Consider the following 26,592-nt stretch of genomic DNA (forward strand, 5'->3'; position numbering starts at 1 on the left):
GGATCCGACGCGTCCGGGTACGCGCCGGATCCGGTCACCTACGGCGCTTACTGCCAGGCGTCGAAGGCGTTCTGCATGACCTGCGCGCCGGCGCTGCCCTTCTCGAAGGTCAGCACGGCCCGCTTGCCGGAGGTGTAGCGCACCGCTAGGTCGAACCAGTTGCGGTGGAGCAGCAGGTCGGTGTTGCGGTCGACGTCGTTCTGAAGCGACGACAAGCCGATCAGGAACAGGTTGTCCCGGACCCGGACCGGCAGGCCGGAGACCGGAGAACCGCGGCCGTTCTCGTCGTCCTTGGCCTGAAGCAGGCCGACATCCTGCACCGTCCGGGCGCCATCGCCCGTCTGGCTGAAGGCGAGACTGACCGTGTGCGACGCCGGGAGCGTCGCGTCGAGGTTGCGCTGGATGGTCATCACCAGCGTCAGCCCGGCATCCGGTATCGTCACGGTCGCGACGACGGCGTTCTGGAGGGGCTGGCCCTGCTCGCCGTTCACAGTATCCAGCCGCCACGTCACCCGACCGGTGGTCTTGGTCGGTTGCGCGTTGTCGGCGCCCGTCCCCTCCTCGATCAACTCGGCCCGCTGCGCGACGGACAGGTTCGGCTGGGCCGGCGTCGGGGCGACCTTCGCGGGAGCCGTGCCGTCCTGGCGAGCAGCCGATCGCGGCGCCGGTGCCGCCTCGCCACCGACCCGATCGCCGAACTTGCTCTCGCTTTCCGTCGGCTGAGAATCCGCCGTCTCGGTGCCGTTCGTCGGCAGGGTCTGGGGCCGGTCGCGGAGCATGAAGGCGGCCACGGCGATCAATCCGATCACCACCGCGAGCACGGAGCCCACGAAGACGTTGCGCAGGATGTGCGAGCGGCCCGAACGCGGCGGGACCACCTCGATGCGCGGTCGCTGGCGACCATTGCCGGCCTCGCCGGCGGACGCGCCCAGGTCGGGATCCTCGTGGTCGAGGGTCGGATCGGGACTGGCCGGCGCCTCTTCGGGCGCGGAAGCCTGGGTCGCCCCCGGTCGCGGCGACGAGATGGCGATCGGCGCCTCGCGCGGCTCGGGCTCCGGCTCCACCCGCGCGAAGGGCGGCTGGGCGGCGGGGAGGACCGGCTCCGGGGCGGGACGGAGCGGCGGTTCCGCGGCCACGGGTTTCGGCGGCGACGGCTCCGGGATCTCCGGCGGTGCAGGCGGGTGCGGCGGCTCGGGGACCACGGCCGCGTCGTTGGCCGGGGCCGGAAGGCCGCCGTGATCGACCTCCAGCCGTTCGATCGCCGTGTCGAGGGCCCGGCGCTCGAGGTCGATATCGGCTTCCGAGAGCGGGGGATCCAGCGAGCGCAGCTGGCTGATCAGGGCGTTCCGCGCGCGGTCGTAGACCGCCTTGCGCAAAGCGGGCGATCGGTCGGGCAGCGCATCGAGGGCGCGTGCCAGAAGCGGGTAATAATCGGCCATGTTGCCCTGGTCCGCCCCTTCGGCCGCCGCCCGGCAGGACCGGTCAAAGGCCGAGAGCCGACGGCCCTGCCCGCCCCCGAGGTCGGTCACGGCCGTCGGCCGATGTGTCGTGTGCCCGCCGCGCGGATCGGCACCCGCGAGCCGGTTCCTCCAAAATCGCGCGGGGCGGTCGATCCCAGGGATCGCCGTCCCGCCATAGGCTGGTTCTAGATCAAGCGGACGCGGGCTGGATACAGGCCGAACAGCAGAAAAGATGCGTCATCAACGGGATAGGATGCCCGCCCTCAATCCTCGAAGGGATTGTGCATCAGAATGGTGTCGTCGCGCTCCGGCGAGGTCGAGAGCAGCGCCACCGGCGCTCCGATCAGTTCCTCGATCCGGCGGACATACTTGATCGCCTGCGCCGGCAGGTCTGCCCAGGACCGGGCGCCCGCCGTCGTCTCGGACCAGCCCGGGATGGTCTCGTAGATCGGCTCGACCCGGGCCTGGGCCGCCTGGCTCGCCGGCAAATGGTCGATCGTCTGACCGTCGAGCTTGTAGCCGGTGCAGACGCGGATCTCCTCGAACCCGTCCAGGATGTCGAGCTTGGTCAGCGCGATGCCATGGATGCCGGAGGTTCGCACAGTCTGGCGCACCAGCACGGCGTCGAACCAGCCGCAGCGCCGCTTGCGACCCGTGTTGACGCCGAACTCACGCCCGCGGGCGCCGATGGTCTCGCCGATCTCGTCATGCAGCTCGGTGGGGAACGGCCCCTCGCCGACCCGGGTCGTGTAGGCCTTGGCGATGCCCAGCACGTAGCCGATCGCGCCCGGGCCGAGGCCGGAGCCCGTCGCCGCCTGGGCGGCCACGATGTTCGAGGACGTCACGAACGGATAGGTGCCGTGGTCGACGTCGAGCAGCGCGCCCTGCGCGCCCTCGAACAGGATGCGCTTGCCGGCCCGACGCTGGTCGTCGAGCAGCGACCAGACCGTGTCGGCGAAAGGCAGGATCTTGGGCGCGATCGCGGTCAGCTCGGCGAGAAGCGCCTCGGCATTCACTTCCTCGATGCCGAGGCCGCGCCGGAGCGCGTTGTGATGCGTCAGCACCCGCTCGATCTTGGCCGGGAGCGCGTCGATATCGGCGAGATCGACCACGCGGATGGCGCGGCGGCCGACCTTGTCCTCGTAGGCCGGCCCGATCCCGCGCTTGGTGGTGCCGATCTTGAGCCCCGCATTGGCAGTCTCGCGGAAATGATCGAGCTCGCGGTGCAGCGGCAGGATCAGCGTCGCGTTGTCGGCAATCCGCAGGGAGGCCGGCGAAACCTCGACGCCCTGCGCCTTGATTCGCTCGATCTCGTCCACGAGGTGCCAGGGATCGACCACGACCCCGTTGCCGATCACCGAGAGCTTGCCGCCGCGCACCACGCCGGAGGGCAACAGCGCCAGCTTGTAGGTCACCCCGTCGATGACCAGCGTGTGGCCGGCATTGTGGCCGCCCTGAAACCGGACGACGATGTCGGCTTGCTCGGAGAGCCAGTCGACGATCTTGCCCTTGCCCTCGTCGCCCCATTGGGCGCCTACAACGACGACGTTGGCCATGCCTGCCTACTCACCCGCGACGGGAACCGGGACGGAGCCGCCCGCGGGCGCGGGCTGCGTACGTCGTGTGCCGTTTCCGCGATCCGGGCCACGAAATCAAGCAAGGCTGCCGCATGGCGGCCCGCTCGATCGCGGCGTCCGATTATTTCGCCTCGGTGCCGGGATCGCGGCCGGGCAGTTCCTGCGGCTTGATCACGGGCGTGGAGCCGGTCTCGTCCGGCTTCATGACGGTGCCCGTGGTCCCGGTCTCCGGCGGCTTGATCACGCCGTCGTTCTTCTGGAGCTTGTCGCTCAGCGACTGGTCCTTCGGCGGCGCGTCGGCGCTCGGACGGACGCGATCCGGCGGCGTCTGGGTCGACGGCGGCAGGGCCGGGTCGGTATCACGCCCCTTCAGCGGCGCGTCCGGGTTCTGGGCATAGGCGGGAACAGCAAACAGAGCCGCCGCGAAAGCAGCGAGCAGGATCTTCCTCGACAAGACTGGTCTCCCCTCTTGGAACACGTGTTCCAAGAGCAACAGCCAGGTGCCGGATCCGTTCCTGTCCGCCGCGGGCGGGGCTCAGCCCTGACGGGCGGCCTCGATGTAGAGTTCGCGCAGGCGCCGGGTCAGCGGACCGGGGCGCCCTTCGCCGATCGACCGGCCGTCGATCTCCACCACCGGCATCACGAAGGCGGAGGCGCTGGTGTAGAACGCCTCCTGGGCCTCGTAGGCCTCGGCCACCGGGATCAGCCGCTCCTCCACCCGCAGGTCGGCCTCGGCGGCGAGCTTCAGCACGGAGGCCCGGGTGATGCCGGGCAATAGGGCGGTGGAGAGCGGCCGGGTCACGAGCACGCGCTCGCGGCTGACGATGAAGGCGGTGGACGAGGAGCCTTCGGTCACCGCCCCGTCCTCGACCATCCAGGCCTCGGCGACCCCGGCCTCGGCGGCCTGCTGCTTGGCCAGCACCTGCGCCAGCAGCGCCACCGACTTGATGTCCCGGCGCTTCCAGCGGAGATCCTCGACGGTGATCACCCGGGCACCGGATTCCGCGAGCGGGTTGGCCAGCACGGTCTTGGCCTGCGTGAACATCATCACGGTGGGCTCGGTCCCGGCCTTCGGGAAGGCGAAGTCCCGCTCGGCCACGCCGCGCGTGACCTGCATGTAGACGAGCCCTTCGCGGACCCCGTTGCGGGCGACGAGCTCGGTCTGCAGCTTCTCCCACCCGGCCGCATCGTGCGGGTTGCGGATCCCGATCTCGCCGAGCGAGCGATCCAGGCGCGCCAGATGCGCGGCGTTGTCGACGAGCTTGCCGTCGATGATCGCCGAGACCTCGTAGATCCCGTCGGCGAACAGGAAGCCGCGATCCATGATCGGCACGCGCGCCTCCTCGAAGGGGAGGAACGCGCCGTTGAGGTAGACGATGCGGGGAGCGGTCACGGATTGCCTTCCTGTGTTCGTCGCGGGTCCAAGCAGGATTCGTGCTGCGCGCTCAGGCCGTGCCGAACACGCGCGCGAAGATCGTGTCGACGTGCTTGAAGTGATAGCCGAGGTCGAAGCATTCCTCGATCTGCTCCGGGGTGAGCGCCGCGGTCACCTCCGGATCGGCCTTCAGCAGGGCGAGGAAATCGCCCTCCCCGCGCCAGACCGGCATCGCGTTGCGCTGGACCAGACGGTACGAATCCTCGCGGGACACGCCGGCCTGGGTGAGCGCCAGCAGCACCCGCTGCGAATGGACCAGGCCGCCGAGACGGTCGAGGTTCTTCTGCATGTTGGCGGGGTAGATCAGCAGCTTCTCGATCACGCCGGTCATGCGGGCCAGCGCGAAGTCGAGGGTGACGGTCGCATCGGGGCCGATCATCCGCTCCACGGAGGAATGGGAGATGTCGCGCTCGTGCCAGAGCGCCACGTTCTCCAGCGCCGGCACGACGTAGCCGCGGACCATCCGGGCGAGCCCGGTGATGTTCTCGGTGAGCACCGGGTTGCGCTTGTGCGGCATGGCCGAGGAGCCCTTCTGGCCCTCGGAGAAGAACTCCTCCGCCTCCAGCACCTCGGTGCGCTGGAGGTGGCGAATCTCGATGGCCAGGCGCTCGAGCGACGAGGCGACGACGCCGAGGGTGGCGAAGAACATGGCGTGGCGATCGCGCGGGATGACCTGGGTCGAGACCGGCTCCGCGGTCAGGCCCATCTTCTCGGCGACGTACTGCTCTACCCGCGGATCGATGTTGGCGAAGGTGCCGACCGCCCCCGAGATCGCGCAGGTGGCGACCTCCTCGCGCGCCGCGACCAGGCGGCGGCGGTTGCGCTCGAACTCGGCATAGGCCTGCGCGAGCTTGAGCCCGAAGGTCACCGGCTCGGCGTGGATGCCGTGCGAGCGGCCGATGGTCGGCGTGAGCTTATGCTCGAGCGCCCGGCTCTTCAGAGCCGCCAGCAGGGCGTCGACATCGGCGATCAGGATGTCGGCCGCGCGCACGAGCTGCACGTTGAGGCAGGTGTCGAGCACGTCCGACGAGGTCATGCCCTGGTGGACGAAGCGCGCTTCGGGGCCGACGATCTCGGCGAGATGGGTGAGGAAGGCAATGACGTCGTGCTTCGTCACCGCCTCGATCTCGTCGATGCGGGCGACATCGAACACCGCGTCCTTGCCCTTGGCCCAGATCGTCTCGGCCGCCGCCTTGGGGACGACGCCGATCTCGGCCAGCGCCGTGGTCGCGTGCGCCTCGATCTCGAACCAGATCTTGAAGCGGCTCTCGGGCGACCAGATCGCCGTCATCGTCGGGCGGCTGTAACGGGGGATCATGGGGGCCTCGGCACGGTCCGGAACTCGTGCGTGGCCGGTAGCATGCGCCGCCCCGGCCGCTCAATGCGGTTCGCGCAGGCCCGGGCGACACGGATGGGGACGCTCCCCGTCAGCCGACCCGCACCCAGCCCTGCCCCATCAGCCGCTCCTGCGGACGGAAGCGGGATTTGTAGTCCATCTTGCGCGAGCCCTCGACCCAGTAGCCGAGGTAGAGATACGGCAATCCGAGCCGGCGGGCCCGGCGGATATGGTCGAGGATCATGAAGGTGCCCGGCGAGCGCCCGGCCTCCTCGGGATCGTAGAACGAGTAGACCATCGACAGCCCGTCCGCGAGCACGTCGGTCAGGCAGAAGGCGAGCGGCGGGCCGAAGCCGCGCCCGGTGATCGCCGTATCCGGACCGCGCCGCCGGTACGCCACGAGATGCGTGTCGACGTGGCTGTCCTCGATCATCATGGCGTAGTCGAGCACCGTCATGTCGACCATGCCGCCATCGCCGTGGCGGGCGTCGAGGTAGCGACGGAACAGGGCGTATTGCTCGGAGGCCGGCCGGTTCGGCTCCGGGGTGCCGATCCAATCGTCATTGCGCGCGAGGATCCGCTTCTGGCTGGCGCTCGGCTCGAAATCGTCCACCACGACCCGCACCGAGATGCAGGCCCGGCAGGTCTCGCAAGCGGGGCGATACGCGATGGTCTGCGAGCGCCGGAATCCGCCCTGCGTCAGGATCTCGTTGAGATCCCGGGCGCGGCGCCCGACCAGGTGCGTGAACACCTTCCGTTCCTCCTGGCCCGGAAGGTACGGGCACGGTGAGGGCGCGGTGAGATAGAATTGCGGAGTATCGCGCGGATGGCTCGTCACGCTCGGTCTTGACCCTGCACCGGGTGGTCCTCGCGGCGCCGGCAAATCAGTGTACAGGCGGCGCGGCCGGGCTCAATGCCCCCGGCCGCTCGGCGCGCGAGAATTTCGCCGCAGGTCGGACGTGTCAGCGCGCGTGAACGACCGCGAGGCCGAGCAACAGGTCGTGACCCAGGCGGCGATCCGAGCGCATCAGCCCGAAGGCGAGATCGAGGCACCACAGCAGGAAGGTCGAGACCGCGACGTAGAACAACAGTGCGTGGACGGCGGCCGTGATGAAATCGACCGACCCGCCGCGCTCCGGGGCCACGACCCGCAGCCCCATCAGGCGCTGCCCGATCGTGCTCTGCTTGGAGCCGCCCACCGTGATGGCGCTGTAGATGACCCCGCTCGCCGGCAGAATCGCGAACAAGGTCCAGCCCAGGCCGAACGTCACGACGCCGATCACCGTGATCAGCAGCGTCAGCAACGCGGTGAACCCGAAGATGAACAGGATATCGAGGAGATACGCGACCGTGCGCGCGCCCAGGCTCGCGCGGACGAACGGGATCGGCAGCGAGGCCGCGTAATGCGGGGCCTCGAAGCGTTCGGCGTAGCCGGGTTGGGGATTCTGCATGGTGTCGCGTCCTGCAAGCGAGGCGGCGGAGAAAAAGGTGGGTGCCCCGTGCGGCGGACGCAAGAGCCGTCCGAACCGCGCTCAATGCGCCGCGGGATCGTCGGCCTCGGCATCGGGCGTGTCGAGGTAGAAGCGTTTCAGCAAGTAGAGTGACGAGCCCGACAGGTTACTGCCCTCGGTGGTCAGTGCGACGATGGTCGCGCCGGCGTCGAATCGGCAGGTCAGCCAATGCTGGCGGTTCCCATCGGCGTAATCCACCCGGACCGTGTCCGTCGATGGTCCCGGTGCCGCCCGCAGCAGCCGGATCCCGGGTTGGGGCGCCACCGCCGGCAGGGCCCGGCGGCAGGTCGCGACCCGCTCCCGACGCAGCGTATCCTGGCAGGCGGCGAGCCCCCCGAGGAAACCCGCGGCCACCGCCGCCCCGAGGAGCCAGCGGCGTCCCCGCCTCACGGGGCTTGGCGCAGGCGCTCGGCGACCCGGGGGGCGTGATAGGTCAGCACCCCGTCGGCACCGGCGCGCTTGAAGGCGAGCAGCGCCTCCACCATCGCGCGATCCCCGTCGAGCCAGCCGTTGCGCGCGGCCGCCTCGATCATCGCGTACTCGCCGGACACCTGATAGGCGAAGGTCGGAACCTGGAATTCGTCCCGCACCCGCCGGATGATGTCGAGATAGGGCAGACCCGGCTTGACCATCACCGAATCCGCGCCTTCCTCCAGGTCGAGGCGGACCTCGCGCAGGGCCTCGGCCGAATTGCCCGGGTCCATCTGGTAGGTGCGCTTGTCGCCGACCAGCGCCGCCTTGGTGCCGATCGCGTCGCGGAACGGCCCGTAGAACGCACTGGCATACTTGGCCGCGTAGGCCATGATCTGGACGTCGAGGAACCCGGCCTTGTCGAGCCCGGCCCGGATCGCGCCGACGCGCCCGTCCATCATGTCCGAGGGTGCGATGATGTCGGTGCCGGCCTCGGCCTGGATCAGGCTCTGCTCCACCAGGATCGCCACGGTCTCGTCGTTGAGGATCGCGCCGTCCTTCATCAGGCCGTCGTGACCGTGGCTGGTGTAGGGATCGAGCGCCACGTCGGTCATGATGCCGACTTCCGGCACGGCCTGCTTCACGGCCCGCACCGCCCGGCAAACCAGGTTCTTGGCGTTGAGCGCCTCCGAGCCGGTCGGATCGCGCAGCTCGACCTCGGTATAGGGGAAGAACGACACCGCCGGGATGCCCAGCCGCGCCGCGCGCTCGGCATCGCGCACGATCTCGTCGACGGAGAGCCGCTCGACCCCGGGCATGGAGGCGATCGGCTCGCGCCGGCGCTCGCCGTCGATCACGAACATCGGCCAGATCAGGTCGTCGACGGTCAGCGTGTTCTCGCGGACCAGGCGCCGCGACCAGTCCGCCTTGCGGTTGCGGCGCGGACGCTGGGTGATCTTCAGCCCTTCCGGGCGACCGCTCTCGCGGGCGGCCTGCAGGGCGATGGGGCGCGGCTCGGGCAAGGTGTCTGACATGCGGCTTCGGTATCGTGCGCGCGGAAGAGCTGACGATCGCGCGGCGCATCGGCGCTGGGGGCGCCGGACTAGCACACCGGCCCGGCCCGGCGAAATCAGGCCGTTGACGCAGGGCGCCGGAACGGCTTCAACCCGGCGCATCCCCCGCACATGAATCCCGGCCTCCCGACGATGAACCGGCCTATTTCACCCGCGAGCGCATCCTAGTGCCCGGCTCCTTCCCGATCCGGCGCAAGGGTGCCCGGCCCGGTGACCCGCCGACCGACCGGATCGAACGCGCCCAGGGCCCCGCGCCCGGGACCTGGGATACGGTGCTCGTCTGGTTCATGCGGGTGACGGCGCTGTTCTGGCTGGTCAAGAGCATCGCGTCCTGGGCGACGATCCTCGACGTGCTTCCCGGCTCGCGCCCCTTCGAGATCGAGCCGTTCGGGCGCCAGGCGGCGATCGTCTACTTCGCCGTGGTGGACGCGTCGGCGGCCATCGGCCTGTGGCTGACCAGCGCCTGGGGCGGCGTGATCTGGTTGCTGGCGGTGACATCCGCGATGACCTTGGCGGTGTTGACCCCGCAACTCGTGCCGCTGCCGGTGCCGTTGCTCGTATTCGGCCTCACGGTCGTGCTGATGTACTTCCTGCTGTCCTGGCTGGCCGCGCAGGAAGCACGGTGAACGAACCGTTCTGATCTTCGCTTCAGTTTGTCTTTACCGCAAAGAGTAAATCGGGAATTCATCCTGTCGCTTAAATCGCCTTTCATTCCCGGTACGTAGCTTAGCCATCATCAGCGGCACCGCATCGAACGGAAGCCGCAGCATCACACGGTGAGGCCGACGATGAAGACCCAGAGCGCCCGAGTCGCGACGAGCGAGACCCCGGAAGACGCCCCGTCCGCCAAGGGCTCCTACCTGGAGGCCCTCCACCTGGTCGAGCGTCTGCACCGCCGGCTGCTCGACGTGATCAAGGACGAGTTCGAGCGGCGCGGCCGGGAAGACGTCAACAGCGTCCAGGCCCTGCTGCTGTACAACATCGGCGACAAGGAGCTGACCGCGAGCGAGCTCCGGACCAAGGGCTACTATCTCGGCTCCAACGTCTCCTACAACGTCAAGAAGCTCGTCGAGGCCGGCTACCTCCACCACGCCCGCTCGAAGACCGATCGCCGCTCGGTCCGGATCAGCCTCACCGACAAGGGCCGGCAGGTCCACGAGATCATCCAGGGGCTCTACGACAAGCATGCCCGCACGATCGCGCCGATCGGGGGCATCTCGGACGACGATTTCGGCCGGCTGAACCAGGCCCTCGGCCGTCTCGAGCGCTTCTGGACCGATCAGATCCGTTACCGGCTCTGATCCGCCCCCATCAGAGGTTCAGGAGACCCACGATCCCGGCGATGACCGCGTAGGCGAAGCCGGCATTGATGGCGACGCCGAACAGGCCGATCACCAACCCGCCCATCACGACGATGCCGTCGCGCTCGACGAGGCCCAGGCCCACGAGGCAGACGGCGAGCCCGAGAGGGATCTGCCCGACGATCGGCGCGGCGACGATCAGCGCAAGCGCCAGCGCCAACAGGGCGATCCCCATGCCGCGCATACCTAGCGCGGTCTCGAACACGCTGACCCGCGGGCGCGACCAGCGCTCCAGGCGCCGCAGGATCGGGACAGCCCGGGTGACGGCGCGCCGCACATCGGTGAGCGCGATCGATCGGCCGAGCAGCATACGGGGCAGCCACGGCGCCGACATGCCCGCCGCGATCTGAACGGCCACGAGCAGCAGCAGCAGGCCGCAGATCAGCGGGATCGGCGGCGGCATCGGCAGGCAGTTCGGCAAGCCGAGCAGCACCACGAGCAGCGCGAAGGCGCGGTCCCGTAGGACCGCGACGATATCGCCCACGGTGAGGCGCTCCCCCTCCTGGCTCGCCAGCACAGTGAGGACGTCCGACGTTCGTGCACCGGCAGTCAAGGATCCGCCAACCTTCGCTGTCCTGCGGCGGGCTCTAGCCGAGATCACCCGGCAGGCCAAGCGCGCGGCGCTCGCGCGAACCCGAAGCGGGGCCGGACCTGGGGATTCACACCTGAGGTCAGCGCCACATCAAACTCAGCAAATCTTACGTTACATAAAACATAGTTCCTCGGTAGACCAAGCTTTTTGATGACTCGCTCCTGCAAACCTAAAGAAATTTTTGGTGAATCCCCGGTCAACCTCGCTGCACTCTACGTAAGTTTACATTATGTTTACGGCCTCACCATCGAGGCTCGCTCCGTGTTCAGGCGTGGGGTCTTACCGAACATTCGCAGCCGGACGTCCGGATCCGTCCTGGCCGCCTCGCTGTTCCTCGCGCAGGCCCATGCGGCATACGGCGGCGAGATCGACGCGCTCCTGTTCGGGAGCCTGGATGCGGGGGCCGCGACGTTCCTGACCGTCGGCGCGAAGCTCGGGCTCGGCTCGCTCGATCAGGATGGCTTCGTCATGCTGGCGAGCGCGGGGAGCGGCCGGCAACGGGAACGCGGCGACTTCGGTCTCCCGCGCACACGCTACACATTCAGCGCGGCCGCCGTGCTCGGCTACCAATGGTTCTTCGACTGGGGAACGGCGGCCATCTTCGCGGGGCCCGAGGGCGCGATCGAGATGCTGGCCGACCGTCGCGCCCTGGCCGTCTTCCCGGCGACCTACGGTGCGCGCCTGCACGCCGAGATCTGGGCACGCCCGACCGAGGACACGCTCCTGCAGGCGACGGGCATCGCGGGCTCGACGCGCGGGAGCCTGTGGTCGCGGTTGGCCTGGGGTTATCGTGCCTGGGGCGCCTATCTCGGCCCGGAGCTCAGCGTCTACGGAGACGACACGGGCTACCGGAAGTGGAATCTCGGCCTGCACGCCACCGATTTCGCCATCGCCCGCTACAGCTTCCGCGTCTCGGCGGGCCTCCAGACCGAAACGGGCCGGCGAAGCGCCGTTCCCTATGTGGCGTTGGCGGTCTGGTCCCCCTGGTGAGCGCGCTCGGGCTCGGCCCTGAGGGATCCGAGGAACCCGGCAGCGTCTCGCCGGATCTCGGCGCGGCGCTGGTCCCCCATGCCCCGCAGGGTCCGATACGGCATCGCCATCCGCTGATTGCCGATCAACCTGTCCTCGTTCTCGATCAGAAAATTCCAGTACAGGTAGTTGAACGGGCAGGCATTCGGCCCCGCCTTGACCTTCACGTCGTACGCGCAGTTCGCGCAGTAATCCGACATCCGGTCGATATAGGCGCCCGATGCCGCGTAGGGCTTCGAGCCCATCACGCCCCCATCGGCCCACAGGACCATGCCGTGCACGTTGGGCAACTCGACCCATTCATAGGCGTCGGCGAACACGATCAGGTACCATGCCTCGACCTGAGCCGGATCGAGCCCGGCGATCAGCGCGAAATTGCCGGTCACCATCAGTCGCTGGATGTGATGGGCGTAGGCGTGAGCCCGCGTATCCGCCACCACATTCGCGATGCAGTTGAGCTCGGTCTCGCCTGACCAGTAGAACCACGGCAGGTCACGGCTCGCCCCTAGGGCGTTGCTGTCGCGGTACTCGGGCATCCGCGCCCAGTAGACGCCGCGAACGTATTCCCGCCAGCCGAGGATCTGCCGGATGAAACCCTCGACGCAGTTCAGCGGCGCGGCCCCATCCCGATAGGCCCGCTCGGCAGCCCAGCAGACCTCCTCTGCGGTCAGCAACCCGGCGTTGAGGGGTGGCGAGAGCAGCGCGTGGTAGAGGTACGGCGCACCCGCCTTCATGGCGTCCTGGTAATCGCCGAAAGTCGGCAGGCACTGGTCGATGAAGTGCTTCAGCGCGGCCAGCGCGTCCGCCCGGGCCACCGGCCAGGAGAAGGTCGCGAGATCGCCGAAATGGCCGGCGAACTCGCGCTCGACCAGCGCAATCGCCTCCCGCGTGATCGCATCCGGCTGGAAGCCGATCCGGTCCGGCAGCCGGTGCCCCTTGGGCAGGCGCTTGCGGTTGTCGGGATCGAAGTTCCAGCGGCCGCCGACCGGTTCACCCCCCTCCATCAGCAGACCGGTTCGACGGCGCATGCCGCGATAGAACGTCTCCATCCGCAGATGATGACGCCCCTCGGCCCAGCGCGCGAAATCCTCGCGTGGGCACAGGAAGCGGTTGTCGGCGCGGATCTCCACCGGCACCGGCAGGGTCTCGCGCCAATCCTGCATCATCTCCCAGACCCGCCACTCGCCGGGCTCGGTGACGACGACGCGCGCGGGTGCATGACGGGCCACCGCCCGCTCCAGCTCGCCGGTAAAGCTGCCGGTGTTGCCGGGCTCGGTCAGGCGGACGTAGTCGACCGCGATGCCCTCGGCTTCCAGTTCGGTCGCGAAATGGCGCATCGCGGCGAACAGGAACGCGATCTTCTGCTTGTGGTGGCGCACATAGGTCGCCTCGTCCCGCACCTCGACCAGCAGGACGACATCGCGCTCGGGGTCGAGGTCGGTGAGGCTCGAAACCCGCCGGTTCAGCTGGTCGCCGAGCACGAATCGGAGGGTGCCGCCCTGCGGTCTGGCCTGTTCCGGCACGCCTCAGCCCTTGGTGCGCAGGGTCGCGCGACCGCCATCGACACCGATCACCTGGCCGGTGATCCAGGCCGCCTCGTCGGAGACCAGGAACGCCGCGAGGGATCCGACATCCTCGGGACGTCCGAGCCGCTGCAGCGCGTGCATCGCGGCGATTCCCTGGGCCAGGGTCTCGTTGCCGGTGATGGCGGCGGCGAGCGGCGTGCGGGTCAGGGACGGCGCGACCACATTGACGCGGATCTGCGGAGCGAGCTCGGCCGCCAGCGACAAGCCGAGTCCCTCGACGGCGCCCTTGGCCATCGCCACGGAGGCGTGTGCGGGGAATCCCTGCGCGGCCGCCACCGTCGAGAACAGCACGATCCCGGCCCCCGCCTCCCCGGCTCCGGCTTTCAGGGCGGCGGCCGCGGCCTGGACGGCCGAGAAGGCGCCGAGCGCGTTGATGCGGAAATCATTCTCCGCATCGGCCCGGGTCAGACGCCCGAGCGGCCGCAGGTTGATCGTGCCGACCGCGTAGACCAGGCCCGCCAACGCGGAGCCGGCCGCCGCGCTCGCCGCCGCGAAGAAGTCCGGATCGCCGACATCGCCCGCCGTGAACGTGGTCTCGCCGAGTTCCTCGGCCGCGCGGGCCAAGCGGTCGGCGTCCCGTGCCGCGAGATGGAGCGCGTAGCCGCGGGACCGCAGAGCCCGCGCGGTCGCCAAGCCGATGCCGCCCGTGCCGCCGTAGATCAGAACCTGTCGCACGTGCGGACCTCTTGCTACCCAACCGGCCTCGGACAAAGTAAGGCCGGTGGCGCCCCCGGGCAGGCGGCAGACCCCGCCCTCTCCACGTGCACAAGGTCGCAGGCGCCAAGCATGAAGTTCGCGTTCGCCGGCATCGACTTCCTGGGCGGCGTGTTCGAGGGCCTGGTCGAGGCCGGCTGGAAGCCCGTGAAGCTGTTCACCCGGCCCTGCGACGGGGTCTATGACCACAACGACGTTCTGGTCGCCCGCGCCCGCTCGCTACGCCTGCCGATCCAGCTGTCGCGCATTCGCGAGCGCGACATCGAGGCCCTGCAGGCGGAGCACGGCAAGGACTGGGCGCTCGTGGTGGCGGGCTATCCCTGGCTGGTGAAGGGCTGGCGCGGCCGGGCGGCCTACGGGCTGAACATCCACCCCTCACCGCTGCCGACCGGGCGAGGCCCCTACCCGCTGTTCCGGGCGGTGCTCGACCGCTACGAGACCTGGGGGGTGACCGCTCACGTCCTCGCCGACGGCTTCGACACCGGCGATATCCTGGCGCAGGACATCTTCGGCCTCGAACCGGCGGAATCCCACGAGACCGTCCTGGCCAAGTGCCAGATGGCGGCCCGGCGGCTCGCCGTCGGTCCGCTCGGGAAAGAGCTTCCCGCCCGCTGGCGCCGGGCCGAGCCGCAGGGCGACGGGTCCTACTGGCCCCGGGCGACCGACGCCGACCGGACCCTCGATTTCCGCCAGGAAGTCGAGCCGATCCTGCGCCGCGTCCGGGCCTTCGGCGCCGTCGAGACCATCGCCCGGATCGGCGACGCGCGGGTCTACGTTGCGGAGGCGCAGGGCTGGCGCGAGCGCCACCCCCACACGCCCGGCACCGTGGTGCACCGCCATCGCCGGCATGTCGTGATCGCTGCGCTCGACGGCTACGTGCAGATCACCCGCTGGTCGCCGGTGCCGTTGGCCGAGGCCGCCCAGGTCGGGCGCTGAGGTCGGGCGCTGAGGTTGCGCCGAGGCGCCGGGAACACAATCGTGACGGGCGGTGTTTCCGCCGGCCCTGGACGTCACGGAGTCTCACATGTCGACACGCGCAAGCCTCGCCGCCGCCCTCGGGCTTGCCGCGGCGTTCACCGGAAGCGCCTTCGCTCAGGGCGTGATCGTGGAGCAGGACGATTTCGGTCCGGACGACGAGGTCGTGGTGCGCGACTACATCGTGCGCCGCCCGGTCGGCCCGGGCCCGATCGTCGGCTCGATCCCGCTCCGGCCCGGCACGATCGTGCCGTCGGATGTCGAACTCGCCCCCTTCACCGAGACCCAGAATCCGCGCCTGCGCCGGTACGGCTACTTCGTGGCCCCCGGCGACAAGGTCGTGGTCGTGGATCCCGCGACCCGCACGGTCGTGCGCATCTTCGATCGCTAGGGCCCGGTTCGCCTTCGAGGCGCCGATCCGCTAACACCCCGGTACGCGCGAGACAAAACGCGCCCGGGGGAACGACCATGAAGGCCAAATCGCCTGCCGTCTCGAGCGAGACGCTTCTCGTCTCGGTTCTGGTGCTGCTCTCGGCGGCGATGCTGTTCGAGTGGATGGTGATCTCGCCCGACAATCCGGGCTACGCCCTCCTGCGCGTGATCGGCGCTGCGGTCGCGGCCTTCGTGGCGATCATGCCGTTCCGCCGCGCCTGAGGGCGGCGCTCACCAATCGCTGAGTGCCGCGCGCTTCCAGCGATTGGGGGCGACACAGCGATACTCGAAGGCCGCGTCCCAGGCATGATCGCCGGGCGTGCACGCCTCCCGGCTGCTCTTCGGCGGCTGCGGGGACGCTTCCCGGACCGAGGCGGCCTGGATCTGCCCCCCGTCGCTCACCCGCAGGACCGGCCCGTTGCCGGTCCCGTAGACGAGGTCGCGCCCGTCGAAGCCGAGCCTGCGCGCGAAGCGCCCGTCCCGGTTTCCGTCAAGCGCAATCGACTGGCCCGACCCCAGCAGGATGGGTGCGCCGGTGAATCGGGCGGCCGCCGTATCGATGCCGATCCCGTAGGTCCCCTCCCCCTGGAACGAGAAGCCCCGGTCGGTCACCGAACCGGCGAGGTTGCCCAGCAGGATGCCGTAGCCGGTATGGGCACCCGGCACCCCGCCGGTGGAGATCTGCAGGCCGACCCGTTGGCGGTTTCGGTCTGTCGTCGGCGATTGCGCGGACACGTCGACCTCGGCGCCGATGCAGGAGGCGACGGGATCGGCCTCCTGGGTCATGTCCACGCAGTTGAAGTTCCCGGCCCAGGACGGCCCCACCGGGCCGATCCCGTTGGGCTCCTTGAAGATCGTGCCGTTGACGGCGACGTTCTGCGCCCCGGTGCTGGCGAGGCTGCGATTGTGCAGCTCGCCCGTGATCGTCCATTCGTAGCCGGCATTGTGCGGGCCCGAGGATCCGAGCGCCCAGAGCGCCTTGTAGGTATGGCCGGGCTCCCCGGATCCTTCGGGGATGTGCCGATCGACCCGCAGGGTCGAGGCCGGGTCGAAGCCCGGAGGCCGGTTCCACAGGAAGGCGTGGCCGCCGTCGAGGCCCGGCACACCGGTGCCCTGCACATTTCGCGAGAACCCGGGCGGCCAAGCCAGCGGCGGCGCGGGCGGCGGCACCCGGCCGGGCGCCTCCGCGTGGACCGCGACCGATAGGAGGGCCGGGAGGAAGCCGAACACGGCCGCGAGGCCGGGGCGAATGCACATGGATCGTCTCCGGATGTCCCGTGGGGCTCTCTCGACGAGTCGAGGCTGCGCGCGGAACCTGACGGGTCGAAGCCGGAAAAGCCATGACCCGATCGATCGGATCGAACGCCCTGGCCGGCCGCGCGTTTGGCTCCCGCGACGCGCCGCGGTCCGATGCGCCGCCGATCGATGAAACGGAGGGCGAGCCATGTCGAAGCCGCTACGATTCCTGCGGAACTGGTTCCTGCTGTCGATCCCGGTCGGCTTGTTCGTCGGACGGTTCATCAAGGCCGGCAAGGGACCGCCGCTGCGCGACGACGAGCGGCGGTAGCAAGGCGCGGACGGCAGGCCGGGTCGCAGTCTCCCAGCGTCCGGCCGGTGCGCGTTCCGCTGTTGGCTCAGATGTCCTCGCCGATACCTTTATTCTCCTATCACGAGAGCTTTGATCAATCGATCGTTAGTATGTTGGGCGCATTTTTACTGACATCGCGCCAGATCGGCCGATACCGTCAGGGTCATTCGGCCATGCCCCGCACCGCCCGGCCCCCGACCATCTTCGTCGAGCGACGCGCCAGCGAGCGCAAGGCGACGGCGCTGCTGGCTTTCGCCCAGCACCCGGATGGGTCGCGCTTCCCGTGCCGGATCCAAAACCTGTCCGACGGCGGCGCGATGCTGGAATTTTTCGGGCCGAACGCGGCCGTGCTGGAGACGGCGTTCGACCTCGTGCTGGCCAATTCTGATACGCGCTACGCCGTGACGCTGGTCTGGCGGAAGGACCGGACGGCCGGGGTGCTGTTCTGTGCGTGACGATTGGTTGGGCGGCCTGTGCAGGGTGAAATCTGAGCGCGCATCGAAAAGACTATCCCGCCGCAACTGTGACGGCCGAGCGCTGCTTCGCGCGACGACGCGGGCCATTCGTGCTCGACCAAGCTCGGTTCGAGTTCGAAGGTTGTCAGGCCATGATCGATGCCGGCGGTATGGTGAGCGCGCTGGGACTCGAACCCAGGACCTACAGATTAAAAGCTTGCAAGCGGCCACGTTATCGGTGGCGACCCGTGTGGATGCCGCGCGATAAAACGATTGCTTTGTAGTGGCTTAGCGCTACACCCTATCGACGGGCGGCGATCCTTGTCGCTCGTTGTTGATCGCTCGTGCTTCCCCGGTGCTACCCCGGACAGGGTTCGGTGCTTCCCCGCCCACACCCCCGTGGATCATCACGAAAGCCCGGGCCCGGTGGGTGGCATGGCCGAGCAGCGCATCACGAAGCGGATGGTGGATGGGCTCGAGCCCCGCGAGGCCGAGTACACCACCTGGGATCGCGACCTGACAGGCTTTGGGGTCCGTGTCCGGCCGACCGGCGCCAAGTCGTACATCGTGGCGTACCGGGCCGGGCGAGGCCGCAGCGCGCCCTATCGCCGGCAGACGATCGGCGCCGCCAACAAGCTGTCCCCCGACCAGGCGCGCCAGGAGGCGGAACGCATCCTGGCCGGTGCCACGCTGGGCTCGGATCCCGCAGCCGAACTGGCGGCTGTGAAGGAGGCCCAGGCCGCGGAACGGAAGGCCCCGAAGGTACGCGATCTCCTCGACCGCTTCGTGGCTGAGCACGTCGATACGCGCTTGAAAGCGCGCACCGCGTACGGCTACCGGCACATCATCGAGAACGTGCTGAAGCCCGAACTGGGTGATGAGCCTGTGCGGACGCTCACCCCCGCACAAGTCGCCGAGTTGCACCACAAGCGGCGTGCCACCAAAACCCACGCCGACCAGATCGTGCGAGTGCTCTCATCCGCCATGAGCCTGGCCGAACAGTGGGGCCTCCGCGATCCCGGCTCGAACCCGTGCAGGGTGCGCAAATTCGGCTCCCGCCGGCGGGAGCGCCTGTTCTCCGACATGGAGGTGGCCAAGCTGCTCAACGCCGTGGAGGCGCTGGCGACCGCAAAGACCATCACGGAATTCCAGGCGCTTGGGATCAAGCTTCTGTTCGCCACAGGGTGCCGTGTGGGCGAAATCACCGCGCTCGAATGGGCGTTCATCGACTTCGAGGAAGGCGTTATTGCGTGGCCGGATACTAAGACCGGCGCGCTGGTGAAGCCGCTAACCGAGGAGGCACGCGACCTCCTCAACGCCGCGCCCAGGATCGAGGGCGCGCCAGCGGTGTGCCCTTCGAAGAACCTCAAGGCCATGCGCGTGGAAACGTTGGAAGGCGCCTTTGAGAAGACGATGGCCGCTGCCGGCGTGATCGCGAAGGAGAACGCCACAACGCATCTAGTCCGGCATTGGTTCTGCACGAAGATTTACTCGGATCCAACCATCCCCCTTCCCGATCAGATGCGGATATGCGGCCACAAGTCTGTGGCCACCGCCATGCGTTACGCACAACTCCAAATGGAGGCCGTAAAGCGCGCCGCCGAGGGCAGTTCCAAGAAGCGCGCGGCGGCGCTGCAAGAGGCCCGCAAAAAGCTTGAGGCCACGAACGTTGTCACCCTCCGCACGGGAGGGTGATGGTGGTGTTCCATCTGAACGACGAACAGTGGGCCAGTATAGCGGTGCTTGCCTCAAACCTTGAGGGCTTTGTAGCGTCGGATGACGTACGACATCAGTTGGACGACATTATCCTTCGCGCCTTTCAGCGACCGAAAGAGCTACAGCGGCACATCGATGCTCTAGAACGGGCATCCAAAGCCGCGAAAATCTTTCACGACACCTTGATTGAATTATCAGCTTCTGAGAGCGCATATTACGCCGGGAACGATGAATTTCGCGGGTCGTTGGTACAGCAAAACCTCGACAATCGGGCCAAAATTGCACGTCTCACATTTGAGTGCGGCGAAGATACTGACGATGATTATAGGGTCTTTGCGCAGGACCGGGAGAAACCTACACGAGGCCGGCCGGCTGATACGCAGATCACAGCATTTTCCGCATCGATGCTGGAGCTTGCCAGGACCGAACGTTGGGCCACGAAAGATCGGCAGGGGCGCACATCCCCGGAATTCATGAACCTACTGGTCGAACTTGCGGACTGCGCGCACAAGGCCGGTGTGACCCACCTGCGCGATCGCAGGGCTCTCACCAATGCCATGGCCCTGGCTCGAACGGCCCTGGAAGCGGAGCACAGCGCCACCGCGCAGCTGCGCGCCGACTTGGATGCCCTCGCTCATCCTGCCCCAGAAAAGGCTGCCCCGAGCGCGAATTGTTTGTGTAGCGTTCCGCCAAAATCTGATTAGGTTGTCGAGCCGTAAACGGTGAAGCAAACCGATGGCGGCAGAGATGAATAACCCTACAGCATTGGAACAGCGCGGTTTCCGTTGTGAGACGGATGCTGCAAGTCAGCTGGGATCGAAGCCCTCCACGCTTCGGGCGTGGCGGGTGAAGGGCAAGGGGCCCCGTTACTACAAGATCGGCGGCAAGGTCTTCTACAAGGACAGCGATCTGGACGCCTGGATCGAGGCCCAGGTGCGTGGGTCCACGTCGGACGTTGCAGCGTAGGCGAAACTTCCATGCTGTTCGCCCTCCCCTCCTCCGAGGCGCGCCCGCCGCTGTGGTTCATGCGGCAAGCCCGCCGATGGCTCGCTGGCGCCGCCCTGGTCGAGGTGGATCGCCAGCGCCGTTCCCGCAGCCTGGTGGGGCGGATGGAGCTCGTGCAGCGGGCCCACCGCCAGCGCGGCCGGCCCGGCAGCAGTGCAGGTAGCGGCGCCGCCTTCCGTTGGTGCCCGCGCCCCAGGGTTTCATCCAGGCAGGCAGCCGGGGAGTAACATCGCAATGTCAGAACCCAGCTTACCCGACCTGTTCGACCACGTCGGCATCGCCCTGGATGCTGGCACCGCGCAGCCCGCGCCCAAACGCAAGCGCGGCCCCAGGAAGCCGACACCGGCCCAGCGCGCGGCGGACGTGCGCCTGGAAGGCGCTCGCCGCCTACGGGGCCCGCAGGCGCCTGGACAGCGGACCCGGGTCGGGCAGCCACGCGTCCTGAGCCCCGCGCCCGTGCTAGCGTTCCCACTTTCGAGAAACGTGGAGATCTTGTCGGGCACCGTGGAGAGTTTGCCACACTTTTACGATGATGCGTTCGAGAAGAAGTGGGCAAAAATCGGCCGCAACGTAGAACGGCGTCTGATTAGGCGTGGCCTCTCACCGGTAGACGCATTAAACTGCGCGCATGAGTTGCTGGATGCAGCTCTGGATGTGCGTGCAACGCAAGCCGAAAACGAGAGGAGACGAGGATGATAGCTGCCCCAAAATGGGGCGCGGGCGACATACAGACAGAAAATAGGCCCCGCCAGCTGCAACCGGCGAAGGCCCATAACAAGTCCACTCGTGATGGTGGCCTACATAGCGCGCCCGCGCTTCAGAACCAAGCCCACCATGTTCTCGATATCCGGCGAGGACGACAGACGCTGAGCATTGGTGGCGTTACACTTGCCACCACAAGCCAGGATGATCCCCAGCGCCACCGCAGGCAGGCAGCTGTCGCCACCCGCATCTTGGGGCAGATGCGCCGGTTGCACGAGATGTCCGGTGGCCCAGGCGACGATCTTCAACGCTGTGAGGTGTGGTTCGAGATCGCGCTAAGCCAGTTCACCCACATCGCGGCCAGCCGCCCAAAGTGGACATGGGGCCCGATGGCGTGGGCGCGGCGGTATGTGGCTGCACTGTGTGCCGCCCGGCCGGAGACCTGGTTCCAGGATCGCATCCGGGCGCACCGGCAGGATCGGCGCTTTTACAGTTCCGCCACCACGGGGACCATGCTCGGTGTATCGCGCGAGCAGTTCATGGCTGGGCGGCTCTGGCACATCTGGCCCGCCGGCATGTCGGCAGATGACCGCAAGCGCTTGTCGCTCGACAACAAGGCTGCCTGGGCACGTGAGGATCGTCTGCTGCGAAACCCCAGCATGACCCCACGGGTGCAGGCAATCTGCAACACGAACGCTCGGTTGCTGGGCGAGAGCAAGTCGGCCTTCTACCGGCGGATGGCCAAGGAGCGAGCACAGGCTTGAAGTGGGACAACACGTGGATCGTACCCCCTTGGGGTATAGGTTCTATCCACGTTTTGTCCCACCTGCCCTTGCCATCGACCTTGCCAGGGCTGCACCTTGTCCTGGCGCAGCGGGGCGGCGGGGCGGCAGGCGCCCCCAGGGCGCGCTGTCCGACCTCGTCCGATCCGCCCGGCCGGTTTGGGCACGGGCAGCACCACTCCTTGCTACGGCTACAGGATCCAGGACCTTGGCACTTCACCAGGGTGTGAGGGCCTTCCTGCGGGCCTTTCCTCACACCTCGGTGCCGTCTCCTCACAGTCGGCGCTCACATTCTCCCAAGCTTCTGTCCACTGCTCACGGCCACCCACGCTCCGCTCACAAGGCGGCGTGTGAGCCGCGCTTCCTCGCCCTGGGGGCGAACGCGCGCCCCACACGCCTTATCGGTGCGGCTTGCAAGGTACGAGGGGCACTATAGTTGTGAGGGCATGGATCTCACGCTTCTAGAACCAACTGCGCCTTACGAAGATGTGGCTGCAGCACTGCTCAGATCAGAAACGGGCATCTCCGAAATCTGCTTTACCCACCTCAAAACCAGCCGCGGGATCACCTATGCCGACCTCTATGGGATGGGCATCGGCCGGCGCGCACTGGCCCTTTCCGCCGGCTACCGCTCGATGGTCGAGCAGCGCAATTCCATCTGCGCGTTGCCAATGGTGCGGATGCAGCTGGACACCGCGCTTCGGCTGTACGCGGGGTTCTTTGTGGAGGATCCCATGCAGTTCTGCAAAGCGGTATTTAACGGGAAGCAGATCAAGCAGGTTAACAGCGATGATGGAAATCAGATGCACGATAGGTATCTGCTTGAGCGCGTATCCTCACGCAATCCTTGGATGAAGGACGTTTATAAGCTTACCTCCGGATACATTCATTTTTCCGACCGGCACATCAAGGAGGTGTTCAGGGACAGCGACCAGGAGAATGTAGTTGACCTCGTGATCGGGCCCAATGATCACGGGCGCGAGGAAAAGCATTTCCACGAGCCCTCAAGATGCATGCATCACCTGCACCTCATCATCCAAGTCGCCCTGCAGGACTGGTTTGCCCGCATGTGCGGACCTGTCTCTACGGATCCTGCCACGCCCGAAGCACCGACCACCGATTAACAGGGGTCGCGCCGCCCTTGAGGCCGAGGCTGCCAGCACCGTTGTCGCCACCCCTCCCGCCGCCGGCCCACCACCCACCGCCCGCCCGGCCGACCCCGCAGAAATTGGCCTGTGGCGCCCGACGTTCGGCGCCCGGCCCGTCGCACCTCGCTGCCTGCCCTCGCCAGCCCACGGCCCGCGCTGCGCACGCCTGGCACCCCCCAGGCAGGAGGGGCTGTGAGCCCCGCCGTCTCCGTTGCGAGACACTTAGGGACCGTACAAAGGCTGGGAGGGCCCGCGCCGACGCGCAGCCTTGCCCTTGAGCGTTTTCAGCATTTCTGAAAACCGGTTTTCCTTGCGTAGCCGATCGAGCAAAATCAACGGCTTAGGGCTTTTCTGATGCACCACGATCGAGCCGGGCAGGCACCAACTCCAAAGCCGGACACCAGGCAAGCCACCCATCCCCCGCGCGCGGCGGCCTACCCACCAGAGCCCTAGGCCGGACCAGCCTGTGGAAAACTCCATTCGCCCAATAAACGCAGCGCTTTAGCCACGCTTGTGCCTTGGCGCCTAGGGTACTCTTCAGGCTGTCGCTGGACCTACAGAACATGGCCGCCGAAGTTTTCCCCCTCCACCGCCGTGCCTGCTCCGCCACCCGGCCGAGCCCTGGGGTTGCCGAGTTGCGGGCCGAACTGGCGGCGGTGCGCGATCGGCTCACCCACTTGCTGGGGCAGCTTGAACACGCCCAGGACAGCGAGGCGAGCACGCCCCAGCGCGCGGCCGACTTCGGCGGCCCAGTGGTTAGCCTCGCAGAGGCCGCGCATGCCGTGGGCTGGTCCGAGCAGCGGACCCGCCGGCACATCGTCACACACAATGCCCGGTACCCGCACGATCGCCTTGGGTGGCAAGCTGGCGGCCTGGAAAATGGCAGGTGGTCGATCCCGCTGGCTCGCTGGCGCCGCTACGTCGAGCACATCCCAGCCGGCGAGCCGTGAAGGTTCCGACGAACACGACGGAGTTGAGGGCTGCCAGGTAGGGGCTGCCGCCGGGTACCGTCCCGGTCATGTTTACGCATCCCCGCTTCGATCAGGCCGACCGGCTCGCTACTGAAAGCGTCAAGGTTGGCCTCCCCCTGAACCTGAAGAATGCCTTGGCGGACGAAGCCCGCCGCCGCGGCACCACGATGTCCGGCCTCCTGCGGGAGGCCGCGCAGCAGGCGGTCGGTCTCGTCGGCCGGAAGGTGCGTTGATGCGCATCCCGCTCCACCGCATCGCTGGCCAGTTCTACAACCGGCCGCTCCTGCTCACCCCGCAGGCCGCCGACACCATCAGCAACGTACTGCTTTCCCGCATCGGCGACGGTGGCGCGCAGCTGGGCGGGCGCGGTGGCGGTGGCGAGGACACCGCGCAGACCAGCACCACGCTGTTCCCGGCCGAGCTGGGGGGCGATGGCACCATGACGGTTCACACGCCCCAGGCCAGCCGGTTCTATGGTGAGGTGCCGCTGTCCGAGGACGGCAGCCGGCGCCCCCTGCCCTACCGGCGCACCGCCGAGGGCGTGGCGATCATCACCCTGGTGGGCGAGTGGGTGAACCGCGGCGGGTACGTCGGCGCTTCGTCCGGCGTCATCAGCTACGAGGGCTTCAAGTACCAGCTGGAAATGGTCGGCGCCGACGCGCGCACAAAGGCCGTGCTGCTGGACATGGAGAGCCCCGGCGGCGAGGCGGTGGGCGCCTTCGAGGCGGCCGCCGCGGTGCGGCGCCTGGCCCTGACCAAGCCCGTGTGGGCCCTGGTCAACGGTCTGGCGGCTTCGGCCGCCTACGCGATCGCCTCCGCGGCCACCCGTATCGTCTCGATGCCCACCGGCATCAGCGGCAGCATCGGCGTGGTGTTGGCCCACTTCGATTACAGCAAGATGCTGGAAAACGAAGGTATCAAGCCGACGTTCATCCACGCCGGCGCGAACAAGGTTGACGCCAATCCTTACCAGGCCTTGCCCGCTGCTGTGCGTGACAAGCTGCAGGCTGAGGTGAATACCTTTTACGACCTGTTCGTGGAGACCGTGGCCGCCGGCCGCCAGGGCCTGACCGCCACGGCCATCCGCGGCACCGAGGCGGGCACGTTCATGGGGGCCGAAGCCCTGGAACTCGGCCTGATCGACGCGCTGGGCACGTTCGAGAGCGTGCTTGGCGAGATGAGCAGCAACAGCCCCGCAGCGGGGCGAACCACCCAAGGATCGACCGCCACTATGACCCCTGCGCAAACCGCCGTGGCCGTTGCCGCGCTCGCCACCGCCGGGGGGGCACCCGCGGCCGCCTCGCAGACCCCTGCACGCTCGGCTAAGGCCGAGCCCGGTTTCAGCTGGGACGAGGTTGTGGCCGAGGTGAACGCGACCCTGCCCAAGGCCAGCACTAACCGCATGGGCACGGACGCGGGGGAGCAGGAGCCCGCATCGACTACCGCTCAGGCCGAAGCCTTCTCCTGGGATGAGGTTGTGGCCGAGGTCAACGCAACGGTGGGAGCGGCTCGATGATCCGCGCCCTTAAAAGCCTGTTCGGCCTCGCCCAGCGCGAAGACGCCACCACCGGCGAACTGGCACCATCGCTACCGGCCGCGGAGGCCGAGCTTGCCGCCGCCCAGGCAGCCCAGACGGCGGCCGAGGAGGCCTATCGCGGTGCGCTGCTGACCGCCGACGAGGCCGGGCTTCTGCAGCTGGACGCTGCCCGGCGCGAGGCTGGTGTACGCATCGATAGGGCTACAGCCCTGATCGATGCGTTGCGCGCGCGCCTTGCCGATGCCCAGGCCCGGGAGGCCGAGGCGGCGCGGGTCATGCGTTTTCAGGAGGCCAGCCGGGAGGCGGACGACGCCGCGGCAGCCCTTGGCGAGTTGTACCCCAAGCTGGCTGGCGATTTGGTCGCCCTGCTCATGGTGGTCGCGCGGGCCGACCAGCTGGTGCAGGCTGCCAACGCCGATCGCCCCGAAGGGACCGAGGCAATCCCAGGGGTCGAACGGCGCGTCCGCAGCCGTCCCGGTTCGCCTGAGGAAGTGCTGGACGAAGTGCGCGTTGAGCGCTGGGTCCAAGTCGGCCAGATCAGACCGGGAAGTTTCGACCAGGACGAGGTTTACGCCACAGGCAATGGCCGCGGCAGGATCCCGGTTCGAGGTCTACCTATTTCGGAAGGCCACGAAGTCGAGCTGCGCTGGTTTACTGAGCAATATTTCTTCCCAGCGGACCATGGTGCGGCTCCTGAAGGCCTGGCCGAGCGGCTTGTACTGCCCGGATTCCGGCAGGGCGACGCAGATTTCTTCCAGCCTGTGGAGCGCCCTTACCAGGGTACTGTCCAGCCACGTGATGTGCTTTCCCGGATAGCAAAGCTCCGAGCAAAAGCACCGCGAGGCGCGCCGCAGCAAGCAGTCGAAGGGCGGCTTGTCCCAGCAAATGTGGAGCCGGTTCAGGCCCTGCCGCCGCCTGAGAGCCATCGCGAGTACCGTGGTCGGTACTCAGCCGATGAGACCACCGGCGCCTAATTTCACGAGTTACTGGCAGGCCGTGGCGGCCTTGCCAGTAAGACAGGGCAAACATTGAGGGCGACGCGCGGCAGTCCGATAGCGAATAGTGACCTGCAAGCCCTGCCGCCGAAAGGCGATGCACTGTTCAAGGTCGCAAGCCGGCACCTTTATTCTAATCCGACCTTGCTCTGTTGAGGCAAGATCGGTTGGCCGCCGCCAGTGGAGGTGCCCTTCCTGGCG

General features: G+C 67.9%; 30 protein-coding genes. 17 read left to right on the forward strand and 13 right to left on the reverse strand.

The genetic code is table 11. From position 1 onward, the window contains the following. Nucleotides 1-47: 47 nt before the first annotated feature. From BMZ47_RS14295 to hemB, 9 genes are all read right to left on the reverse strand, one after another. Complete coding sequence (locus BMZ47_RS14295) at nucleotides 48-1,439, reverse strand: histidine kinase (RefSeq protein WP_091863292.1); 1,392 nt, start codon at nucleotides 1,437-1,439, stop codon at nucleotides 48-50. A 284-nt stretch (nucleotides 1,440-1,723) separates the two neighbouring features. Beyond that, nucleotides 1,724-3,016 carry an adenylosuccinate synthase gene (locus tag BMZ47_RS14300; protein ID WP_091863141.1) on the reverse strand — a complete coding sequence of 431 codons (1,293 nt, stop codon included), beginning with the start codon at nucleotides 3,014-3,016 and terminating at the stop codon, nucleotides 1,724-1,726. Between the two features lie 142 nt (nucleotides 3,017-3,158). Then, a complete protein-coding gene (locus tag BMZ47_RS14305; protein ID WP_007565107.1) occupies nucleotides 3,159-3,491 on the reverse strand; it encodes a hypothetical protein in 333 nt (110 codons plus the stop codon). An 81-nt stretch (nucleotides 3,492-3,572) separates the two neighbouring features. After that, the gene (locus BMZ47_RS14310; protein WP_007565106.1) at nucleotides 3,573-4,430 is read right to left on the reverse strand and encodes a D-amino-acid transaminase; all 858 of its coding nucleotides are present in this window, start codon (nucleotides 4,428-4,430) and stop codon (nucleotides 3,573-3,575) included. A 52-nt stretch (nucleotides 4,431-4,482) separates the two neighbouring features. Continuing rightward, nucleotides 4,483-5,790, reverse strand: a complete 1,308-nt coding sequence (purB, locus tag BMZ47_RS14315) for an adenylosuccinate lyase (RefSeq protein ID WP_091863142.1) — start codon at nucleotides 5,788-5,790, stop codon at nucleotides 4,483-4,485. 109 nt (nucleotides 5,791-5,899) lie between these two features. Then, nucleotides 5,900-6,646 carry an arginyltransferase gene (locus BMZ47_RS14320; protein WP_039903251.1) on the reverse strand — a complete coding sequence of 249 codons (747 nt, stop codon included), beginning with the start codon at nucleotides 6,644-6,646 and terminating at the stop codon, nucleotides 5,900-5,902. Between the two features lie 124 nt (nucleotides 6,647-6,770). Next, nucleotides 6,771-7,259 (reverse strand): RDD family protein, encoded by a 489-nt coding sequence (locus BMZ47_RS14325; RefSeq protein ID WP_007565099.1) that lies wholly within the window; start codon nucleotides 7,257-7,259, stop codon nucleotides 6,771-6,773. Between the two features lie 81 nt (nucleotides 7,260-7,340). Next, nucleotides 7,341-7,709, reverse strand: coding sequence for a hypothetical protein (locus BMZ47_RS14330; protein WP_091863143.1), 369 nt, complete (start codon nucleotides 7,707-7,709; stop codon nucleotides 7,341-7,343). Continuing rightward, the gene (gene hemB / locus BMZ47_RS14335; protein WP_007565096.1) at nucleotides 7,706-8,764 is read right to left on the reverse strand and encodes a porphobilinogen synthase; all 1,059 of its coding nucleotides are present in this window, start codon (nucleotides 8,762-8,764) and stop codon (nucleotides 7,706-7,708) included. The genes BMZ47_RS14330 and hemB overlap by 4 nt, the downstream gene beginning before the upstream one ends. 206 nt (nucleotides 8,765-8,970) lie before the next feature. On the opposite strand from hemB, the gene BMZ47_RS14340 reads away from it, so the two are divergent. Continuing rightward, nucleotides 8,971-9,429, forward strand: a complete 459-nt coding sequence (locus BMZ47_RS14340; protein WP_007565094.1) for a DUF6163 family protein — start codon at nucleotides 8,971-8,973, stop codon at nucleotides 9,427-9,429. 162 nt (nucleotides 9,430-9,591) lie between these two features. Further along, a complete protein-coding gene (ldtR, locus tag BMZ47_RS14345; RefSeq protein ID WP_007565091.1) occupies nucleotides 9,592-10,104 on the forward strand; it encodes a transcriptional regulator LdtR in 513 nt (170 codons plus the stop codon). A 10-nt stretch (nucleotides 10,105-10,114) separates the two neighbouring features. Here the strand turns inward: ldtR and BMZ47_RS14350 are convergent, their stop codons facing one another. Beyond that, the gene (locus BMZ47_RS14350; protein WP_268868599.1) at nucleotides 10,115-10,717 is read right to left on the reverse strand and encodes an exopolysaccharide biosynthesis protein; all 603 of its coding nucleotides are present in this window, start codon (nucleotides 10,715-10,717) and stop codon (nucleotides 10,115-10,117) included. 300 nt (nucleotides 10,718-11,017) lie between these two features. Here BMZ47_RS14350 and bcsS point away from each other — a divergent pair, with 300 nt between their 5' ends. Next, nucleotides 11,018-11,746 (forward strand): cellulose biosynthesis protein BcsS, encoded by a 729-nt coding sequence (gene bcsS, locus BMZ47_RS14355; protein ID WP_091863144.1) that lies wholly within the window; start codon nucleotides 11,018-11,020, stop codon nucleotides 11,744-11,746. Here the strand turns inward: bcsS and BMZ47_RS14360 are convergent. After that, a complete protein-coding gene (locus BMZ47_RS14360; RefSeq protein ID WP_091863145.1) occupies nucleotides 11,713-13,308 on the reverse strand; it encodes a cryptochrome/photolyase family protein in 1,596 nt (531 codons plus the stop codon). The two genes, bcsS and BMZ47_RS14360, sit on opposite strands and share 34 nt — an antisense overlap. 3 nt (nucleotides 13,309-13,311) lie before the next feature. Next, nucleotides 13,312-14,046 carry an SDR family NAD(P)-dependent oxidoreductase gene (locus BMZ47_RS14365; RefSeq protein WP_091863146.1) on the reverse strand — a complete coding sequence of 245 codons (735 nt, stop codon included), beginning with the start codon at nucleotides 14,044-14,046 and terminating at the stop codon, nucleotides 13,312-13,314. Between the two features lie 111 nt (nucleotides 14,047-14,157). Here BMZ47_RS14365 and BMZ47_RS14370 point away from each other — a divergent pair, with 111 nt between their 5' ends. The 3 genes from BMZ47_RS14370 to BMZ47_RS14380 all read left to right on the forward strand — a co-directional run bounded on the left by BMZ47_RS14370 (nucleotide 14,158) and on the right by BMZ47_RS14380 (nucleotide 15,714). Then, nucleotides 14,158-15,021, forward strand: a complete 864-nt coding sequence (locus BMZ47_RS14370; RefSeq protein WP_091863147.1) for a formyltransferase family protein — start codon at nucleotides 14,158-14,160, stop codon at nucleotides 15,019-15,021. Between the two features lie 88 nt (nucleotides 15,022-15,109). Further along, a complete protein-coding gene (locus BMZ47_RS14375; protein ID WP_007565078.1) occupies nucleotides 15,110-15,451 on the forward strand; it encodes a DUF1236 domain-containing protein in 342 nt (113 codons plus the stop codon). Between the two features lie 77 nt (nucleotides 15,452-15,528). Beyond that, nucleotides 15,529-15,714: a hypothetical protein gene (locus tag BMZ47_RS14380; protein ID WP_007565076.1), complete on the forward strand. Its 186-nt coding sequence runs from the start codon at nucleotides 15,529-15,531 to the stop codon at nucleotides 15,712-15,714. Nucleotides 15,715-15,723: 9 nt separating this feature from the next. On the opposite strand, the gene BMZ47_RS14385 is transcribed toward BMZ47_RS14380, so the two are convergent. Further along, nucleotides 15,724-16,749: a hypothetical protein gene (locus BMZ47_RS14385; protein WP_091863148.1), complete on the reverse strand. Its 1,026-nt coding sequence runs from the start codon at nucleotides 16,747-16,749 to the stop codon at nucleotides 15,724-15,726. Between the two features lie 187 nt (nucleotides 16,750-16,936). Here BMZ47_RS14385 and BMZ47_RS29175 point away from each other — a divergent pair, with 187 nt between their 5' ends. The 11 genes from BMZ47_RS29175 (at nucleotide 16,937) to BMZ47_RS14435 (ending at nucleotide 26,370) form a co-directional block, all read left to right on the forward strand. Further along, the gene (locus tag BMZ47_RS29175; RefSeq protein WP_007565073.1) at nucleotides 16,937-17,059 is read left to right on the forward strand and encodes a hypothetical protein; all 123 of its coding nucleotides are present in this window, start codon (nucleotides 16,937-16,939) and stop codon (nucleotides 17,057-17,059) included. A gap of 194 nt (nucleotides 17,060-17,253) precedes the next feature. Beyond that, on the forward strand, nucleotides 17,254-17,535 hold the full coding sequence (locus BMZ47_RS14390; protein WP_091863149.1) for a PilZ domain-containing protein: 282 nt from the start codon (nucleotides 17,254-17,256) through the stop codon (nucleotides 17,533-17,535). Between the two features lie 435 nt (nucleotides 17,536-17,970). Continuing rightward, nucleotides 17,971-19,230: a site-specific integrase gene (locus BMZ47_RS14395; RefSeq protein WP_091863150.1), complete on the forward strand. Its 1,260-nt coding sequence runs from the start codon at nucleotides 17,971-17,973 to the stop codon at nucleotides 19,228-19,230. After that, nucleotides 19,230-19,955: a hypothetical protein gene (locus tag BMZ47_RS27995; protein WP_139220986.1), complete on the forward strand. Its 726-nt coding sequence runs from the start codon at nucleotides 19,230-19,232 to the stop codon at nucleotides 19,953-19,955. The genes BMZ47_RS14395 and BMZ47_RS27995 overlap by 1 nt, the downstream gene beginning before the upstream one ends. A gap of 31 nt (nucleotides 19,956-19,986) precedes the next feature. Further along, nucleotides 19,987-20,217 (forward strand): helix-turn-helix transcriptional regulator, encoded by a 231-nt coding sequence (locus BMZ47_RS14400; RefSeq protein WP_208601054.1) that lies wholly within the window; start codon nucleotides 19,987-19,989, stop codon nucleotides 20,215-20,217. 1,010 nt (nucleotides 20,218-21,227) lie between these two features. Continuing rightward, nucleotides 21,228-21,722, forward strand: coding sequence for a hypothetical protein (locus tag BMZ47_RS14410; RefSeq protein ID WP_139220987.1), 495 nt, complete (start codon nucleotides 21,228-21,230; stop codon nucleotides 21,720-21,722). 464 nt (nucleotides 21,723-22,186) lie between these two features. Beyond that, nucleotides 22,187-22,864, forward strand: a complete 678-nt coding sequence (locus tag BMZ47_RS14415; protein ID WP_139220988.1) for a hypothetical protein — start codon at nucleotides 22,187-22,189, stop codon at nucleotides 22,862-22,864. Between the two features lie 587 nt (nucleotides 22,865-23,451). Continuing rightward, nucleotides 23,452-23,838 (forward strand): hypothetical protein, encoded by a 387-nt coding sequence (locus BMZ47_RS14420; protein ID WP_091863154.1) that lies wholly within the window; start codon nucleotides 23,452-23,454, stop codon nucleotides 23,836-23,838. A gap of 68 nt (nucleotides 23,839-23,906) precedes the next feature. Further along, nucleotides 23,907-24,092, forward strand: coding sequence for a hypothetical protein (locus BMZ47_RS14425; protein WP_091863155.1), 186 nt, complete (start codon nucleotides 23,907-23,909; stop codon nucleotides 24,090-24,092). Then, complete coding sequence (locus BMZ47_RS14430; protein WP_244536818.1) at nucleotides 24,092-25,375, forward strand: S49 family peptidase; 1,284 nt, start codon at nucleotides 24,092-24,094, stop codon at nucleotides 25,373-25,375. Before BMZ47_RS14425 ends, BMZ47_RS14430 begins: the two co-directional genes overlap by 1 nt. Further along, nucleotides 25,372-26,370, forward strand: a complete 999-nt coding sequence (locus BMZ47_RS14435; protein ID WP_091863156.1) for a hypothetical protein — start codon at nucleotides 25,372-25,374, stop codon at nucleotides 26,368-26,370. Before BMZ47_RS14430 ends, BMZ47_RS14435 begins: the two co-directional genes overlap by 4 nt. Nucleotides 26,371-26,592: the final 222 nt, after the last annotated feature.

This window comes from Methylobacterium brachiatum (assembly GCF_900113845.1).
In the GTDB taxonomy this organism is placed as follows: Bacteria; Pseudomonadota; Alphaproteobacteria; order Rhizobiales; family Beijerinckiaceae; genus Methylobacterium; species Methylobacterium brachiatum.

Excerpts from the sequence above, each read along its gene's own strand:
- BMZ47_RS14295 (WP_091863292.1), bottom strand. The coding sequence starts at position 1,439 with ATGGCCGATTATTACCCGCTTCTGGCACGCGCCCTCGATGCGCTGCCC.
- BMZ47_RS14300 (WP_091863141.1), bottom strand. The coding sequence starts at position 3,016 with ATGGCCAACGTCGTCGTTGTAGGCGCCCAATGGGGCGACGAGGGCAAG.
- purB (WP_091863142.1), bottom strand. The coding sequence starts at position 5,790 with ATGATCCCCCGTTACAGCCGCCCGACGATGACGGCGATCTGGTCGCCC.
- BMZ47_RS14325 (WP_007565099.1), bottom strand. The coding sequence starts at position 7,259 with ATGCAGAATCCCCAACCCGGCTACGCCGAACGCTTCGAGGCCCCGCAT.
- hemB (WP_007565096.1), bottom strand. The coding sequence starts at position 8,764 with ATGTCAGACACCTTGCCCGAGCCGCGCCCCATCGCCCTGCAGGCCGCC.
- ldtR (WP_007565091.1), top strand. The coding sequence starts at position 9,592 with ATGAAGACCCAGAGCGCCCGAGTCGCGACGAGCGAGACCCCGGAAGAC.
- BMZ47_RS14370 (WP_091863147.1), top strand. The coding sequence starts at position 14,158 with ATGAAGTTCGCGTTCGCCGGCATCGACTTCCTGGGCGGCGTGTTCGAG.
- BMZ47_RS14375 (WP_007565078.1), top strand. The coding sequence starts at position 15,110 with ATGTCGACACGCGCAAGCCTCGCCGCCGCCCTCGGGCTTGCCGCGGCG.
- BMZ47_RS14380 (WP_007565076.1), top strand. The coding sequence starts at position 15,529 with ATGAAGGCCAAATCGCCTGCCGTCTCGAGCGAGACGCTTCTCGTCTCG.
- BMZ47_RS14385 (WP_091863148.1), bottom strand. The coding sequence starts at position 16,749 with ATGTGCATTCGCCCCGGCCTCGCGGCCGTGTTCGGCTTCCTCCCGGCC.
- BMZ47_RS29175 (WP_007565073.1), top strand. The coding sequence starts at position 16,937 with ATGTCGAAGCCGCTACGATTCCTGCGGAACTGGTTCCTGCTGTCGATC.
- BMZ47_RS14390 (WP_091863149.1), top strand. The coding sequence starts at position 17,254 with ATGCCCCGCACCGCCCGGCCCCCGACCATCTTCGTCGAGCGACGCGCC.
- BMZ47_RS14395 (WP_091863150.1), top strand. The coding sequence starts at position 17,971 with ATGGCCGAGCAGCGCATCACGAAGCGGATGGTGGATGGGCTCGAGCCC.
- BMZ47_RS27995 (WP_139220986.1), top strand. The coding sequence starts at position 19,230 with ATGGTGGTGTTCCATCTGAACGACGAACAGTGGGCCAGTATAGCGGTG.
- BMZ47_RS14400 (WP_208601054.1), top strand. The coding sequence starts at position 19,987 with ATGGCGGCAGAGATGAATAACCCTACAGCATTGGAACAGCGCGGTTTC.
- BMZ47_RS14415 (WP_139220988.1), top strand. The coding sequence starts at position 22,187 with ATGGATCTCACGCTTCTAGAACCAACTGCGCCTTACGAAGATGTGGCT.
- BMZ47_RS14420 (WP_091863154.1), top strand. The coding sequence starts at position 23,452 with ATGGCCGCCGAAGTTTTCCCCCTCCACCGCCGTGCCTGCTCCGCCACC.
- BMZ47_RS14425 (WP_091863155.1), top strand. The coding sequence starts at position 23,907 with ATGTTTACGCATCCCCGCTTCGATCAGGCCGACCGGCTCGCTACTGAA.
- BMZ47_RS14430 (WP_244536818.1), top strand. The coding sequence starts at position 24,092 with ATGCGCATCCCGCTCCACCGCATCGCTGGCCAGTTCTACAACCGGCCG.
- BMZ47_RS14435 (WP_091863156.1), top strand. The coding sequence starts at position 25,372 with ATGATCCGCGCCCTTAAAAGCCTGTTCGGCCTCGCCCAGCGCGAAGAC.